Raw genomic sequence first — 15,737 nt, 5'->3', positions numbered from 1 at the left:
GGGTGTGGGGTGAATGGCTTTGTTTGCGTCGACTTGGGAAATGGAAAATTCTCAAACGACCCCGCATCAAGTGCGGGGATTTCAAATGGTCTGCCGCTCACCAAACTCAAGTAGGGCGAACGCCCAAAACCCCATAAGGGGCATTCCCGGCCTTGAGCCGGGATCAAATAAAAGCGCAACGAACAACCATCCGCTTAGCCCCCCCAAAAAGCCAACAAAAATCCCGCCCCTCATTGTATGAAGGGCGGGACCAAAGAAGTACCAAGATCAGAACATGAGTGCCGAAGGGCGACACACAAATTCTTTGGATCAATTCCCCCGAGCAAAAAGCCCGGGGGAAATGGGATTAGATGTTGAAGTTTGCAGCAACGAAATCATCAATGTCAGAGCTACCAATTGTTCCAACGAGTGTCGCTGTGATATTGCCACCAGCATCAGACGTCGCAAAGAACACGTTTTGCGTTACTCCAGCATCGCTGCTTGCAGCAGTAACAAACACAGCTTTTGCACTATTAGCCATGTCGATGTTGGCGTATTCACCACCAACGGCCAGTGCGGCTGTTAGACCAGCTGCAGTTGTGATGTCTTCACCACCTGCAATGTCGACCAACAAGTTAACATCATTCTCAACACTTGAAGAAGCGCCAGGATTTACTGTCAATTTACCGTTCATTGCTGTTGCATTTAGGAACGCGTCGATATCGAGCACATCACCACCTGCACCGAGTGTAAAGTTGGTTATCGTGTCTGTACCGTTGTCTGCTGCTGTTGCCGCAGTGACAATAGTAAAGTCAGTTGCTGCACCCTCAGTATCCAGTTTGATGATATCGTTGCCTTTACCGCCAGTGATAAGGTTAGCAGTTACTGCAGCGTCGCCAGTTGCACCAGAAACGTCAATTGTGTCGTTTCCGTCACCACCGTTAACCACGATCGCACCGTCATGAGTTGCTGATGACACAACAGTGATCGTATCGTCACCTTTGCCGCCATTCAAAGTGATAAGGTTAGCAGAAGCTGCTGTAACTTCTTCTACTTTGATGGTGTCGTTACCATCTGCACCAGTCACATTGATGTCGCTTGCTACACCAGCCGTTGCATCAGTGTTCTTGAGGTCAACGCTGACAGCATTGGTACCAGTTAGGGCCGAAGCATCGATATTGACGTCATCAGCAGCAGCGCCCGTTGCCAAAGCATGTGCTTTGATGCCGAGTGTACCACCAACATTGGTCGCCAGAGTGTTAGCAAAGCCGCCAAGTGTCCAAGTCAAATCACCTGCGATGGCGCCGGTGAACTCAATTGTTTCAACATTTGTGATTGTGTTGAAAGTTGAGTCTGCAACTGTAAGTGTTGCAGTTGTAGCGTTTGCATCTGTGATCTGAACAGTGTCCGAACCCGCACCACCATCAATTGTTGCAGCTGCAACGTTTGCTTGGGTTCCGATTACTTTGTCATCTGCGGCACCAGCGTTGACAGTGGTTGTTCCACCTGCACCAACTGTGCCGATTGTGATCTCGTCTTTAGCAGCTGAGCCGGTAACAACCAACGCTCCAGTTTGACCGCCAGTCGCAATTTTCGCGCCGCCAGTAACACCAGATGCATCAATCGCTGTAACTTTCACAGCATTTGCACTTGCATTCAGATCAACTGCTTTTGAACCCGTTAGGTTGACAGTTTTAAGGTCTGCTGCAGAAGTAAACGACACAGCTGTAAGGTCCGTTGCAGTTGCAAGGTCCTTATCACCAGAATTTGCAACGAAATTGAGGGTTTCAAAACCATCAATAGTTGCTGTCGTCAAATCTGCAGATGTAGTTGCTGTGGCGTGAGCCGCAGTAACAGACAAAACGTCCGATGTGCCAGTTGCAGTGCTCAACGAGAATGTTGAACCCGCGTTGTCTGCCGTCAATGTAATGTCACCAGCCAAGGCCGCTTGCATTTTGGTCAAACCACCATCACCGATAGAGGCTTTCGTGATGGTCGTAGACGCACCAAACACTGACATATCAAGGTTTGAGTTTGTATCGCGCTGAATAACTTCAAAGTTAGTGTAACGACCTGCTTCGTCTGCAGTGCTAACATCTGCGTCAGCGGCAACAACAAGTGTATCTTCGCCTGCACCCGCATCAACAGCAAATTTGTCAGCTGCAGCAAAACCATCATCATCGGTTGTAACAGTGTCTTTGCCAGCACCAAGAGTGATTTTTGCGTCTTTGTTGTCTGCCGCAACTGTTAGAACCACACCACCTGTATTGCCTGATGCGTCAACAGTATCAAAATCATTGTCCAATTGACCGATTGTGGCTTTGCCAGCACCTGTGATGTTCAATGTGGCGTCCGCACCGGAAGTAACTACAGCACCTGCAGTCAAATCCACAGCGGCGTCAATTGCAACGGTTTTGGCACCTGCCGCATTCAAATCCTCTGTGGTAGATTTTGTACCGGAAGCTTTGAATGTCACGGTCTCCAGCTTTGCGCCAGTTACGACCACATCATCGTCACCAGTATTGTCTACTGAGACATTGTTCAATCCAACTGTGATCGCAGTTGCATCGGCGTGAGCAGCAATGGTGATACCATTGTTGCCGCCAGCATCTTTAAGGGCAATATCTGTAAGGCCAACAGTCGCAACATTCTTACCAACTGTTAGCTTCATGTCGCCATCGCCGCGAAGCAAATTCACTTCCGTCAAGCTAGCTTGCGCAGAAGCGGAAACGTCAAAGTCTGCATCTTGATCGTAGACATTGAGCTTTTCAACACTAGTCAAAGCTGGAAGTGCTGATGCTGATCCGTCTGAAAAAATGTTCAAAGTGTCAACACCGTCGCCACCGTTAAGTGTGTCGGCTGTTGAGGCAACATCTGTACCAGTGTCATCAGCGTTGAAGGTGTCTGCACCTGCACCACCGGTGAAAGTATCAATTGCCGTTGTCAAGGTGAACGACTGCGACGGAGCAGCACCACCAGCCACAAATGCGTCAGTTGCAGCAGCGGCAGCTGTTACAGTTGCGGCATCGTCTGTTACGCCATCAAGCACGGCAGCAGCGTTTGCTTTTGCAGCAGCGTTGTTTTCGTAATCAAGGCCAGAAACGTTAGCAAGATCAGTTGCCCAATCTACACCAGCGGTCACTTTGTTGTTCAGAGTTGTAAGATCGTTGCCGTTGGCATCGTCTTTAGCGCCTGACATGATATCGATGATCATTTGACCAACTGGCTTGCCGCCAGCAAGTTCAGCCAACCAATATGCTTTACCCGCTGTATCTGGCGCGCGATTAAACAGGTTCATGTAAACTGAATCGATGAATGAATCAGCAGAAGCCACAAGTGGGTTAGCCAAATAAGGATATTTGGTTGTTGATTCTGTTTGTACCGCAAATGAGTTTGCGATTTCGGCCAAAGTCATGCCAGCATTGGCACGGCCAATCCAGTAGTTCAAGCCGTCTGGATCTGGAGCGCGGTCGTAGTAACCAACGTAGATCTTGGTGATATCTTCTTTAATGCCCATTAGATAAATCCCTTCCCAATGGTCTTTTGTTTCATTTTGCTCAGCATTGGTGACGCGTTGCCAAAAAGCGCTGGCCACCTAATCCACCGAAGTCATCCACGCGCGCAGGCGCGCCTATTGCCGCCCTTTTCAGGCCAGCAAAGGCATCACTTGCATGCATGATGGTTTGGAGGTTGTATTTTCAACGTTGTGGCTGAGCCGCACAGACGCTGTGCAAGCCGTTGATTTTGCAACGGTTTGCAGAGTATCTGCTGGTTTGCTGAATGAGAGATTCAACCCCAGATTGTTAGTGAGGCTAACGGTCTGGTCCGCCAAAAATTTCAGCACACCTTCAGCCAAACCAAATATTGATAAGCTTTCATCTTGGCTTTTATTGACCGCAAGAATCGAAAGTGAAGTAACGTTATCGATGTGTGCTGATGATGCGCAAAGCATGATACGACCTCCCCTTAAAGTCTTGTCTTAAAGTCACGACCCACACCGAGCGGCGCTGGCCAAATTCAATACGCAACGGGCTTTGTGAGACCGCCGCCCGAAACTAAAAACACCTTGTTCCATGCACGCAGGCCGCATTGCGCAAGCCAACGCCAATGTACAGCAAAAGTGATACTCGGTTTTACTGTACGGTTCAAGGAAAAAAGTACAGCAAATTTCATACACCCGTCAGGCGTTGTTTTTTCGCAACAGTTTCAGCGTGTTAAAGTGAGGGGGAAAATGCGGATCGGTGCTTGATATAAGCGAATCGTGCAGTTTTGTTGTTGACGTTTTTACAACACATCCGATATAGTGAATTTCACTGTTAGATTTACGCGTGTTCGCGCGACTTAACCTTACTTTAGGATCGAGATAATGCTCACAAACAAAGCAACGCAAGTAAAGGAAACAAACTTGCTACGACAACAAGCAGGAGCTTGGTTCAAAGAGATGCGTGAGGCGAAGGGGATTTCGCAGCGCGAGATGGCGAGCCAACTCAACCTAGAGTATTACACCTTTATCTCCCAGTTGGAGAACGGGCGCGGTCGTATCCCGCAGAACCGTTATCGCGACTGGGCTGAAGTGTTGGGCGTGGACCCTAAAGACTTCGTGAAGAAGCTAATGTCCTTTTACGACCCGGAAACCTACGAGATTTTGTTCGGCGATATTGCCTCTTAAGCGATCCAATATAACCGCAGGGCGCGCGGTACTTTTCTAGCGTTCAATATTAGATTTTTTGTTTTGAGTTGCGTTTTAAGGATATTGCCGCCGGAGGTGGCAAAGGGGAAAATGGCCGAAATCATTTTATTCAAAGATAAGCGCGGGGGAACTGCAGGCAGCACGCAAAGCGCCGCTTCGCTCGCTTATAAAACTCAGCAAAATCAAGACTGGGGCAACCAAGAGCTTGCCGATCTTTATCGCGTCAAGCGGTTGCTTGACCAAGCAGGCGTTGTCATAGAAACCGACCGGGGCCTGACAGACGAAGGTGACCCTTGGTTTGTTTTTTGCCATCCAGATGGCGATGTGTTTGTGCACCTCTGCCGGTTCGATGGTGAATATTTGCTCGACAGCACCAGCATTGAAGCGCCATTGCGCGGCAACAGCTTTGCCGATTTGATCAATGAGTTTGTTGATCGTGCAATTGAAAAGCGCGCGGCAAACATTGTCCCATTGCGGCCTGGCGATGGGGTTTATCTACACCCTGCAATTATGTTGACAGCCCTTATTTGGACCATGTTCGTTGCCTCAGATGAGTTGATTGGAATTGCGCATGGCGCTGAGATTGACCAGTCCGAGCACGATTTTGATCTGTTGCTCAGCGCGCCAATGCCAGAAACGGATGGCGCGTTCGGTATTTTGCAGGCAGCGCTTGAAGAGCGCGGCGACAACGCAAATGTAGTCGCGAAAGAGAGCGCGGAACCTGCAGATCGCGAAACACAAATTACCTCGTCCAGCACAATTTTGCCGAACCCGATATCGCTTAGCCTTTCCGCCATCGCAGTGACCTTTGGGATGAGCACCAAGTCTAGCTTTGAGTTTTTGCAAAGCAGCAAGGAATCGAAGGCTCAGGACACATCAACACTTGTCGCGGAACTTGAGCAAGCGCTAGAGGCAGACGCCCAGACGGTGACACGCGAAGAAGAATTCGCAAATAGTCCGGATCTGGATAGTTCCAGGTCAGACGGAACGTCGTCTAAGCAGGGCTCGGACAAGGCCGAAGTCTCGGAAATCCACGTGTTTAACATCCCCAACGCCTTTTCCATGGCCCACGCAGCCGGGGAAAGCTTTGACACTGGCAAGTTGGACATCATTTTGCCAAGCATTTTTGATGTTTCGTTTGAGGGGCAATCCGCTTCATCTGGCTCTGAGGGTCCAACAGCGAGAAAAGGTGTGTCGACAAAACCCAACACATCGCAAGTTCACGAAGAAAGTGAAAACAACGCAGGTACCGGCATTCGTTTGGAAATAGCCTTCGGCCATAATGTGAGTTTGAGCGCCTATCAAATCGACAATCAAGAGTTATTCGCTAGCTTTGACATTTCAACGATACAAGGGTTCGATTGGTCTGGCATACTTGGTGACATTGAACTGAATGTGGTCGAGGAAAACAATGACGTGGCGGATACGCCATCGGTCTCACCAAAGCCAACCGGCGGCACAATTCGCGCCACAGAGGTCACAGAATATACGCAAACTGCGATGGACTTTGTTCGCTATCTGCTCTCGGAAAAAGACACAGTTGAAATGGTCGTACTTGAAGGCAAAATCATTCTTGTTGATCTGTCTGCTTTCGACGAAATCACAGATGTAAGCTACTTACGCAGCTGGACTTATGACGACATTGGTATAGTTTCAACCATTGGTCACTTATCAGACTTTGAAGCATTTGGCCTAGTTTCAGCCTAGGCAAAACCTGCAACAACGCTCAGCTGGAACCTTAACCGGATTTGTTTCGATGCAGCGCACGCATTAATCCAGACAATCGTCGACCGATTGTTGGGTAGCCGTGGGCTTCACGCCAGCGTTTTGCACCCCTAGCTTTGTTAAAGAAACTCTCGTCATTCTTGTTGCATGACGACACAATTTCGCGCACACCATCTGCGATGTCTTTTGGGCGAGCGCCAGGCAAATAATGCACTGCGTCCGCCACATCATCAAAAATGGGAGACGGTGAAACCAAAACCGGTTTACCCGTCGCTATGCCATAACGCACGGCGCCGCTCGCAGATTCGCCTGTTTGTTGATAGGGATAGACGAGCAAATCTACATCTTTGAGCAGTTGGAAGCTCTCATTATCAGTCAGAAACTCGTGATGCATTTCAACAAAGTCATTCAGCTCAAGTTCCAAAACGCGATCCTTCAAACGCTTTTCAAGTTGCATAGAAACATTCGCTGGGTATCGCGCATTGACGAGTTTCAGATGACAATTCACTCCATCGTCCCGCAAAAGCTTAACCGCCTCAACCAGCTCCAAAACCCCTTTGTTGGGCAGTAAAAATCCATAAGCGGCCAAGGTGAGTTTGACATTGCCAGCGGGCAGTATGAGATGTTCGCCACTATCAATGTTTGGAATGGTCAGACAGCCGTGCGGCAAAAGCGTTGCCTTGCGATCCAACCCAAGGCCCTTGAGACGATTTAGATCGTTGATCGAATGCACCAGCAAACGATCACACACATCCAAACCTGCCCTTAACAGGACGAGTTTTCTTGCGGGATCATGCGCTGGATCAATGGTGGAATGGAGCGTCACCACAACTGAGCGCCCCTCATCATGTTGGGTCAACAAGAATTTGTTGAGACGTTCAAAATCAAAGAACCCGTAATTGAATTGCAAATGGATAACATCCAATTTCCGCTCTCGGATCTCCTTGCAAAGAGTGCTCAAATCATCTGGTCCGCCTTCTACCCAACAGGGTACAACACTGTATTTATCTTCACGTTCCACTTTGGCTTGATCGTCCGCCAAAATTGCGACCGGCAGATCGAATTGGGCGAGCAAATGCGCCGAATAGGTGGCAATACCACATCGCTTACGAAAGGTCGTAATCCAGCCAATCTTGGGCAGGGACGATGTTGCGGATTCATGCGCGGCGACAATGTTACGTTTGGCAACCTCTGACCAGTCAAACTGCCGGCGCAACTCATTCGCTCGTTCTTGTTTTTGGGTTGGACCTAGATGATTTGCGCAAGCCTCTCTCATTAGCCTTGCAAGGTGATCGGCATCAGGCTCTGCCCAAACGCTATCAAAGATGTCTTCATGAGTATCTGCACGTGCAAATGAATAGTCGACGAGCTGACTATTCTGAACGTTACAAAAGTCCAATTGGCCGCTCCACCCTGTCGCTATAACACGTAGACCTGACAGCATCGCTTCGGCGATCGGCAAGCCAAACCCTTCAGCCCGACTTGGCGCAACCAAAATGTCACTTTGTTCGTACAGCGACTTCAGCTGTGCATCGCTCATATCATCAAAAATGATTTCGACGTGAGGGAAACCTGGTTCGCTGTTTCGCAAGCGCTCCAGTTGCTCGGCGATATGATTATGCGGGTTTTCAAAAGTCTTGATGATCAAAGACACATCATCTGTTTTACTGAACGCTTTGCCGAACGCAGTGAGTAAAACGTCTGCTCCTTTGCGTGGAAAACAGGATGAAACGTGCAAGATTTTGGTTGTTTTACCCGGCGCGATGTAGTTGGCATCAGCGACAATTCTGTCCCAGTGATCGACGCCATTCCCCACAACAGCAATCGGTAGGTCAACGCCATTGTCGATCAGTGTTTTTTTGCAGTGTTGCGACGTGACCGTAATAAATCGCAAATACTCGTTAAACGATTGGGCAAATGCATTTGGCATTGCCGTCTCTTCCCAGGCGTAGTTGTGCAACGCAGCATTAGGATGATCAATATCTGTAACGCGGGGCGGATACATATTGCGCGACAAAGTCTCAGGTTGCGTCCTTGCTCGCTCATCGCGAGCCCGCTGATAGAGCTTGTTAATGGATGGATTGGCTGAGAGAAAATCTGGATCAGGATCAAAATCGCCGGGCCCCTCTGACGACCAAAGTGCAACTTCTTGTCCGGACTGCTCAAGCGCGATTGCAAGTTCTCTATTTACAGACGCAAGACTGTAGCTTGAATCAAATGGCCCTTCCATTCGCCAGCTGTTGCCGCTCGCGCCACTTTGTGCAAATGCGCGTTCTAGTGCGGTACGATTGTCCGCCCAATTCTGTAAAATCGAGTTCTCTTCAAGCTCATTGAGTTTGTCATCCTCTTGCGCACCATGCAGCGCGCGCAGAAACCTTTCCTCGACCTGATCGAGATGCGCACGCACATTTTTCTGCTCAATGCTTTGAGACCGAGCTTTTGCGAACCGCTCCAATTGCTCAAGTATCAATTCAGCCGAACGCATCCAGCTAAAGGTCTTGGCGCGTTCAAAGCCTTGCGTTGCAAGCTGTTTCTTAAATGCCGGATCTGTCAGCACTTTATTGAGCAGCGTCGAAATCGACTCTGTGTTGTGGGGATCAAATAGTGCCTCTGGGTTTCCAATCACCTCAGGTATGCTCGAACAGTCCGAACCGATCGCCGCTGTACCACATTGCATTGCCTCGAGAGGCGGCAGTCCAAATCCCTCATGCATTGAGGGAAACACGAAAACCTCAGCCAAGCTAAATAGGGAAATGAGATCATCATCACTGATGTAACTGGTAAACACCAACCGATCCAAAACGCCGCGCTTGACTGCACGAGCCTTTATTTCATTCACCTCAAAATCCGGCATACTGCCAGCCAGCACCAGTTGGTGTGTGTTTTTGACATCGGCATCTAGCGCTGCGAACCCATCGACCAACCGCAGGAGGTTTTTGCGCGGGTCCGCGCCACCCGTATAGAATACAAATTTGTCATGCACCCCGAAACGTTCAAGCATTTGCGCGCGCTCAGTTTCATCAAAATGTCGCGGTTGAAATGCGTCGTCTGCAGCCTCAGACGCATTGACAATTTTATCCGGATCGAATCCCAAATACTCAATCGCTTCACCCCGCGCAGATTCCGAAATAGCAATTAGAGCATCAGCCAATTTTAAAGTCTCGATCTTCTCCAAATATACCGTTTTGAAATCTGGGTGTGGATCCAGATAACGAGGGGCATTTATCAGTGGAATCAAGTCATGGATGGTCACCACAAATGGCACTGTTGCAAACACACCCAAGCTGGTTACAGCGTCGTCGCTAAACCCTTCAAAAAAGCTAGGACAGAACACAACGTCTGGCGCGATGGCCTCAATTTGAGCCTCCCACACCAGTGCTGCTGCGCGTGAGCGGGAATGGTTGGCTGGCTGATTCAGTTCAATTTCTGATGGCAGATGAGTAACATGCAGCTTTTCCGGCCCGACTCGATCACCAAAATCATTAATGATTTCAACGAGACTGGCCTTTAGCGCTCCATTGGCGATTAGATGCACATCATGTTTTTGCCCACATAGCTCAATCAAGCATTTGGTCAGCTCGCGCGCATATCGGCCCATACCGCGTAGTCGGCTTTGTGTTTGGCACGCTTGTAGATCAATCAGTATACGCAACATAATTAGGTCTTATCTTTTGAGCTTTTGAGGGCTAAGTATCTTTCGCGCAGCTGGCTCGCCCGGGGGGTGAGCTGCCAAGTTGCTAATTGGTAATCTGCATTCAAATCCAACTGCGGGTTAGCCATGATGCGTCGCAACCGACGGCTAATGTATGGCGTTTTAGCCAACACCGCGACAATGAAGCGCCTCAAGGAAGGGTGCTTATTGACGAAACGTCCAACGATCCGAATGAGTTTCACAATGATGATTTTGGCGTGAAGAATAAGCTTGGAAATGAACGCGGACACTAGTTGGTTTCCTTGACCTTAAGCGGCTCAATTGACAGTTTTGGCGGAATCCAACTGGTGCCTTCAAAAAGCGCATATTTGGTATTTGCCACGGTGAAAGTCAGCGCAAGGTCGCGCCACTCATAGTTTTTGGTGATGTGGCTATCTGATTGATGCAATGCCACTTGGATTGAATAGTTGCCGTGGCCAATTTCAACATCAAATTCAAATTTATATCGATAGGATTCACCGGCCTTCAAGTCGGTCAAAATCTGTTTTGTGTGGAATGAATTCGTTCCGAAAACCGCCCGCCCGAGCCGATCTTTGATCATATAGCCCACAACAAGTTCTGGAATTGGCTGCTTCACTGCAACATCAATGATGATCGCGGCTTTGTCACCGACCAACAGGCTTTCGGCATCATCATCGTTTTCGTCAACCAGTTGAATGTTTTCTATTGTGGCTTCGCCCGTGCCTGAGATCGTCCGCACTCGTCCATCTTCTCCCTTGATTTGCTCCAGCTTGCTGCCCTCGCGCGCGGCAACCAATGCATTGTAGAAATCGAGCACTTCTTCGGGGTCACCATCCTTGGCCACTCGGCCTTCGTGGATCAGGAGTGCTCGATCACAAAGAGATGCGACCGACGCCCGATCATGAGAGACCAACAGAAGCGTTGTGCCTTGCTCCTGAAACTCACGGATGCGCGCAAAGCTCTTGTGCTGAAAATAGGCATCGCCAACCGACAAAGCTTCATCAACAATCAGGATGTCGGGCCGAAACGCCGTGGCAACCGAAAACGCCAGCCTCACTTGCATGCCGCTTGAGTAGGTGCGGATAGGCTCATCAAAATAGCTACCGATTTCGGCAAATGCTTCAATATCAGCCATCACATTTTCAATTTGGTCTTTGTCAAACCCCATCAGACCAGCCGTATTCCACACATTGGCGCGTCCGGTCATATCGGGGTTAAACCCCATACCAAGCTCCAAAAGCGCTGACACGCGACCGTTCAGCGAAACGGATCCTGCATTTGCCTGCATGGTGCCGGATATGATTTTGAGAAGTGTCGATTTCCCAGCGCCATTCTGTCCGATCAATCCAATGGCTTGTCTGGGCTCTACCTCAAAGCTGATATCTTCAAGAATAGTCTTTTCAATGAGCGGCGCCACATGAACACCCATCCAGCCAAGCACGCGGTGCCACTCAGATTTGTAAGTCTTGAAAGACTTAGTGATGTTTTGAACCGAGATTATGCTCATAAGACATCCACCATGTCTGGACCTGCGCGTCTGAAAACAACCAGCGCAAACAGGCTAAACGCTACCCCCATGGCCGCAACCAGAAGAACGCCCGCAAATGAGGGAACCAATGACTGAACAATGACTTGATGATAGAAATCGACGAACTGGTAAACCGGGTTCAACCGCATCCATTGCATGAACTTTTCTGGAATGATGTTGGCGGGGTAAACGATTGGCGTAAGCCAAAACAACACCTGCAGAACAATCGGCGTGACTTGCTCTACGTCGCGAATAAAAACATTTACCACGCCCAAGAATATGCCCAACCCCATGGCAAACATGGCAATGATTGGGATCATCAACAATATTAGCAAAAACGACCAGCCCGGTGGGTGCCCCAGTACAAAAAAGATGACGATCATAACTGCAAACAAAATCAGGTTATTGGTGACCGCGGCACCAACCTCGATAATTGGGAGGGTTACACGCGGGAAGTTCACTTTTTTGATGGCGTTTGCGTTTGCAACGAAAACTTTGATGCAACGATCCAGCACTTCAGAGAAAAGGTTCCAGGCCAACAGTCCAGACATCAAGTAGATCGCATAGCCGTAGGTATTGCTAATGCCTGGAACTTTGGCAGATAGCAGATTACTCAGAATGAAAGCATATATGAGCACCTGCGACAGCGGCTGAAACACAATCCAAGCGGCACCCAATCTTGAGCGTACAAAACGTGACTTAAAATCATTCCAGATCGAATTCATCAAAAAATGGCGATAAGCCCAAAGACTAAGAACAAGGTCTTTCATTCACAAAATGTCCTGCAGCCCAAGGGGCAAGTGTAGAGTAAAACTAATATAGGCAAGACAGTTACGCGGTTAGAAAGAGAAATTCAAGCGCTTGTTCTGCAAGTATCCGAATATGTAATCGAGAACGCGCACAGTCGGCCATCTAGGTTGAGCAAAAATACACGGCATTGCTACGACCTTCGTCGAATATGTCTATATATATTTGCCTGTTTTACCCCAGCGCTGTTGACGATCGCAAAGTGTCACGCCAAAACAGCAAGAAAAAACAAAAAAATCTTCATTCTGAGGACCTAGGGTTATGAATATTGAAGAGCTGGACGCACCCGGCTACGAACGCGTGGTTTATGCAAGCGATGAGAATAGTGGCCTAAAATCTATTATTGCCATTCACTCTACCAAACTTGGGCCCGCCGCAGGCGGCTGCCGGATGTATAAATATGGCACCGTTGAAGAAGCAAAAACCGATGCGTTGAACCTTGCCAAAGGCATGACTTACAAAAATGCCGCGGCCAGCCTGCCACTTGGTGGCGGCAAATCCGTTATCATTGCGGATCCTCACAAAGACAAAACGCCCGAACTCATGCAAGCCTTCGGTAAGTTCGTCAACGCACTTGAAGGGCGGTACTATACTGCAGAAGATGTTGGCATCTCAGTTGAAGATATTGCTGAAGCGGCGAAATTCACTTCCTATGCGGCGGGCCTTTCCGAAGGTCCATTTGGCAGCGGCGACCCATCTCCCGTCACCGCCCGTGGCGTATATTTATGCATGCAAGTTGCAGCGAAATATGGGCTGGGTTCAGCTGATTTGAAGGGCAAGACCATCGCCGTGCAGGGCCTTGGTCATGTGGGCATGTACCTTTGCGAATTTCTGGCTAATGCAGGCGCAAAGATTATTGCGACCGACATCAATCAAAAAGCCATTGAAGAGGCCAAATCACGATTTGATGCAACAATAGTTGCACCTGACGCGATTTATGCGGTGGAGGCTGACATTTTTGCACCATGCGCGATGGGTGGCAGCGTTTCTGCTAACTCAATCTCCCAGCTTAAGGCAAAAGTGGTTGCAGGTGCCGCCAACAACCAATTGGCGGATGCTGATTGCGGCCAACTACTCGCTGACAAAGGCATACTCTATGCGCCAGACTATGTGGTGAATGGCGGAGGGATCATTAACGTTGCGGCGGAGATATTGAAAATATCCGATCAAGCCTGGGTGAACGAAAAAGTGGAACGCTTGGCAACCACCACGGATCAAATCCTGAGTGAAGCAACCGCGAACAATGTGCTACCGCACAAGATTGCCGATCAATTTGTCGACAATATTTTGGCCAGCGCTTAGTCGCAAATCTAGTGCGAGAAAACCTACAGAAAAGGGGCCGGCAGAACCGACCCCCTCACTGCATGGATATGCTTAGCGACTTATTTTTTAGCCAATAGGTCGCGAATTTCACCCAATAGAACTTCTTCTTTTGAAGGTGCTGGCGGCGCCTTTGGCGCTTCTTCTTCCTTCTTTTTCATTGAGTTGATGCCCTTCACCACAAGGAAGATGGCAAAGGCAACGATCAAGAATTTCACGACAGCATTGATGAACAAGCCAATATTCATCGTAACTGCGCCTGCTTCTTGCGCTGCAGCCAAGGTCGCGTACGAACCTGCGGCTTCGTCTTTAAGAACAATGAACATGTTTGAGAAATCGACACCGCCGATAAGCAAGCCAATTACCGGCATAAACACGTCATCAACGAGCGAACCAACAATTGCACCGAAGGCCGCGCCAATAATTACACCTACGGCCAAATCGACCATGTTGCCCTTCATGGCAAACGCTTTAAACTCTTTGAGCATACTGATTTAATTCCCCTTTTGCCCTATCAATAGAACCACTTTTGTCTTTGCGTGGCCCTTGGTGCAAAACCATAACAAAATCTTAACTCATTGCAATTGCGTAAACGATATGAACGCTTTGTTCTACCATTTAGGACAATAAAGCCAGCGAGAGTCAATTTATACGGTTTCAATCTGCCCGCTTTCAGGTAAAAAGTATCTAACAATCAACAACACTTAAAAGGTGACCCAATGACCATTCGGCAACATGTCGGCGACCTTCCAAATCTTGATAATTATGGACGCCAAGTGGCAATTGACACCGAAACAATGGGGCTGAACCCATTGCGCGACCGTTTGTGTGTTGTGCAGCTTTCACCTGGTGATGGCACTGCGGACGTTGTGCGCATTGAACAGGGACAGACCGAAGCACCGAATTTGCAGAAATTGTTGGCCGATACCGAACGCACCAAGCTCTTCCACTTTGCCCGCTTTGATGTGGCGGCGCTTTACAATGCCTTTGGCACCATGACGACCCCATCCTATTGCACCAAAATTGCTTCGAAATTGGTTCGCACTTACACGGATCGGCACGGTTTGAAGGACTTGTCGCGCGAATTGTTGGGCGTCGACATGTCCAAACAGCAACAAAGCTCGGATTGGGGGGCTGATCAACTCAGCAACGCGCAACTAGAATACGCGGCAAGCGATGTTTTATATTTGCACGATTTGCGTCGTCACCTTGATCGGATGTTAAAACGCGAGGGCCGCATGGAAATGGCACAGTCTTGTTTTGACTTTTTGCCCACACGTGTGCAGCTTGATTTGGCTGGCTGGCCGGAAACAGACATTTTCGCGCATAGCTAAGCTGAAAACCAATTGGCGGTGTAATGGCAGAGCTGAAATCCATTAGCGCGGATCGCGATCTAGACCGTACTTTTAAGCATATCGGCATGCGGCGGCGGGTCATCCAGCTGTTGCGTTTCGCGGTGCCGCTTGCAGGCCTTGGGCTTTTTGCCTATTTGGTTTTGCCACTCATTATCAGTTCACTGTTCCCGGCCGCGCAATTTGACGCCATCCGCATTTCCAGCGACAGGTTGGTCATTGATGCACCGCGCGCCAAAGGCACACTGAGCGATGGTGGGCGCTATCGCGTTTCGGCACATAGCGCAGAAACTGGACTTGCAAATCAAGACATTGTGGATTTGGTAGATTTGGTCGGTGACTTGTTTTTCGTTGACGGCACAACAGCCAAGGCGATTTCAGACGACGGGCGCTATAGTTTTATAGATGAAACACTTGAATTGTTTTCAACTATTTATCTCACGTCTTCCAAGGGAGATAAGGGCACCATCGGCAATGGTGTGATTTATCTGAGCGAACAACGTTTTACCGGCGAAGACGGGGTGAAATTTGAGTTTATTGACGGCACAACACTTGATGCTGCCACAATGAAGTATGACAGTGCGCGCGGCAAATGGGAGTTTACCAAAGCAACACTTGTGTTGGCTCCTGAAACAGTTGAAGAGGCGCACAATTAATGTGGAC

11 protein-coding genes are annotated in these 15,737 nt (G+C 48.9%); 5 read left to right on the top strand and 6 right to left on the bottom strand.

Features of this window, described 5'->3' with window-relative positions:
• Window positions 1-346 precede the first annotated feature (346 nt).
• Window positions 347-3,574 carry a DUF4214 domain-containing protein gene (locus tag QQL65_RS07270; RefSeq protein WP_284363179.1) on the bottom strand — a complete coding sequence of 1,076 codons (3,228 nt, stop codon included), beginning with the start codon at window positions 3,572-3,574 and terminating at the stop codon, window positions 347-349.
• 771 nt (window positions 3,575-4,345) lie between these two features.
• On the opposite strand from QQL65_RS07270, the gene QQL65_RS07265 reads away from it, so the two are divergent.
• Both QQL65_RS07265 and QQL65_RS07260 read left to right on the top strand, forming a co-directional pair.
• Window positions 4,346-4,648: a helix-turn-helix domain-containing protein gene (locus QQL65_RS07265; protein ID WP_284363178.1), complete on the top strand. Its 303-nt coding sequence runs from the start codon at window positions 4,346-4,348 to the stop codon at window positions 4,646-4,648.
• Window positions 4,649-4,759: 111 nt separating this feature from the next.
• Entirely contained in the window at window positions 4,760-6,376 is a 1,617-nt protein-coding gene (locus tag QQL65_RS07260; RefSeq protein ID WP_284363176.1) for a hypothetical protein, read from the top strand.
• A gap of 31 nt (window positions 6,377-6,407) precedes the next feature.
• Here QQL65_RS07260 and QQL65_RS07255 read toward each other — a convergent pair whose 3' ends face one another.
• The 4 genes from QQL65_RS07255 to QQL65_RS07240 are packed head-to-tail and all read right to left on the bottom strand — an operon-like array spanning window position 6,408 to window position 12,365.
• Window positions 6,408-10,049, bottom strand: coding sequence for a glycosyltransferase (locus tag QQL65_RS07255; protein WP_284363173.1), 3,642 nt, complete (start codon window positions 10,047-10,049; stop codon window positions 6,408-6,410).
• Window positions 10,050-10,051: 2 nt separating this feature from the next.
• Window positions 10,052-10,336 (bottom strand): hypothetical protein, encoded by a 285-nt coding sequence (locus tag QQL65_RS07250; RefSeq protein WP_284363171.1) that lies wholly within the window; start codon window positions 10,334-10,336, stop codon window positions 10,052-10,054.
• The gene (locus tag QQL65_RS07245) at window positions 10,336-11,574 is read right to left on the bottom strand and encodes an ABC transporter ATP-binding protein (protein WP_284363170.1); all 1,239 of its coding nucleotides are present in this window, start codon (window positions 11,572-11,574) and stop codon (window positions 10,336-10,338) included. The genes QQL65_RS07250 and QQL65_RS07245 overlap by 1 nt, the downstream gene beginning before the upstream one ends.
• The gene (locus QQL65_RS07240) at window positions 11,571-12,365 is read right to left on the bottom strand and encodes an ABC transporter permease (RefSeq protein ID WP_284363169.1); all 795 of its coding nucleotides are present in this window, start codon (window positions 12,363-12,365) and stop codon (window positions 11,571-11,573) included. The genes QQL65_RS07245 and QQL65_RS07240 overlap by 4 nt, the downstream gene beginning before the upstream one ends.
• Window positions 12,366-12,663: 298 nt before the next feature.
• On the opposite strand from QQL65_RS07240, the gene QQL65_RS07235 reads away from it, so the two are divergent.
• Window positions 12,664-13,704: a Glu/Leu/Phe/Val family dehydrogenase gene (locus tag QQL65_RS07235; RefSeq protein ID WP_284363168.1), complete on the top strand. Its 1,041-nt coding sequence runs from the start codon at window positions 12,664-12,666 to the stop codon at window positions 13,702-13,704.
• An 80-nt stretch (window positions 13,705-13,784) separates the two neighbouring features.
• Here the strand turns inward: QQL65_RS07235 and mscL are convergent, their stop codons facing one another.
• Window positions 13,785-14,210: a large conductance mechanosensitive channel protein MscL gene (gene mscL / locus QQL65_RS07230; protein WP_284363165.1), complete on the bottom strand. Its 426-nt coding sequence runs from the start codon at window positions 14,208-14,210 to the stop codon at window positions 13,785-13,787.
• A 231-nt stretch (window positions 14,211-14,441) separates the two neighbouring features.
• Here mscL and QQL65_RS07225 point away from each other — a divergent pair, with 231 nt between their 5' ends.
• On the top strand, window positions 14,442-15,056 hold the full coding sequence (locus QQL65_RS07225) for a ribonuclease D (protein ID WP_284363164.1): 615 nt from the start codon (window positions 14,442-14,444) through the stop codon (window positions 15,054-15,056).
• A gap of 23 nt (window positions 15,057-15,079) precedes the next feature.
• Window positions 15,080-15,730 carry a hypothetical protein gene (locus QQL65_RS07220; RefSeq protein ID WP_284363163.1) on the top strand — a complete coding sequence of 217 codons (651 nt, stop codon included), beginning with the start codon at window positions 15,080-15,082 and terminating at the stop codon, window positions 15,728-15,730.
• Window positions 15,731-15,737 lie beyond the last annotated feature (7 nt).

Origin of the sequence: Maritalea porphyrae, from assembly GCF_030159895.1 — a bacterium.
GTDB classification, from domain to species: domain Bacteria; phylum Pseudomonadota; class Alphaproteobacteria; order Rhizobiales; family Devosiaceae; genus Maritalea; species Maritalea porphyrae.
The sequence above is the reverse complement of the archived record's forward strand: the minus strand, read 5'-3'. Positions and strand labels throughout refer to the sequence as shown.

Excerpts from the sequence above, each read along its gene's own strand:
- mscL (WP_284363165.1), bottom strand. The coding sequence starts at position 14,210 with ATGCTCAAAGAGTTTAAAGCGTTTGCCATGAAGGGCAACATGGTCGAT.
- QQL65_RS07260 (WP_284363176.1), top strand. The coding sequence starts at position 4,760 with ATGGCCGAAATCATTTTATTCAAAGATAAGCGCGGGGGAACTGCAGGC.
- QQL65_RS07265 (WP_284363178.1), top strand. The coding sequence starts at position 4,346 with ATGCTCACAAACAAAGCAACGCAAGTAAAGGAAACAAACTTGCTACGA.
- QQL65_RS07245 (WP_284363170.1), bottom strand. The coding sequence starts at position 11,574 with ATGAGCATAATCTCGGTTCAAAACATCACTAAGTCTTTCAAGACTTAC.
- QQL65_RS07255 (WP_284363173.1), bottom strand. The coding sequence starts at position 10,049 with ATGTTGCGTATACTGATTGATCTACAAGCGTGCCAAACACAAAGCCGA.
- QQL65_RS07240 (WP_284363169.1), bottom strand. The coding sequence starts at position 12,365 with ATGAAAGACCTTGTTCTTAGTCTTTGGGCTTATCGCCATTTTTTGATG.
- QQL65_RS07235 (WP_284363168.1), top strand. The coding sequence starts at position 12,664 with ATGAATATTGAAGAGCTGGACGCACCCGGCTACGAACGCGTGGTTTAT.
- QQL65_RS07225 (WP_284363164.1), top strand. The coding sequence starts at position 14,442 with ATGACCATTCGGCAACATGTCGGCGACCTTCCAAATCTTGATAATTAT.
- QQL65_RS07220 (WP_284363163.1), top strand. The coding sequence starts at position 15,080 with ATGGCAGAGCTGAAATCCATTAGCGCGGATCGCGATCTAGACCGTACT.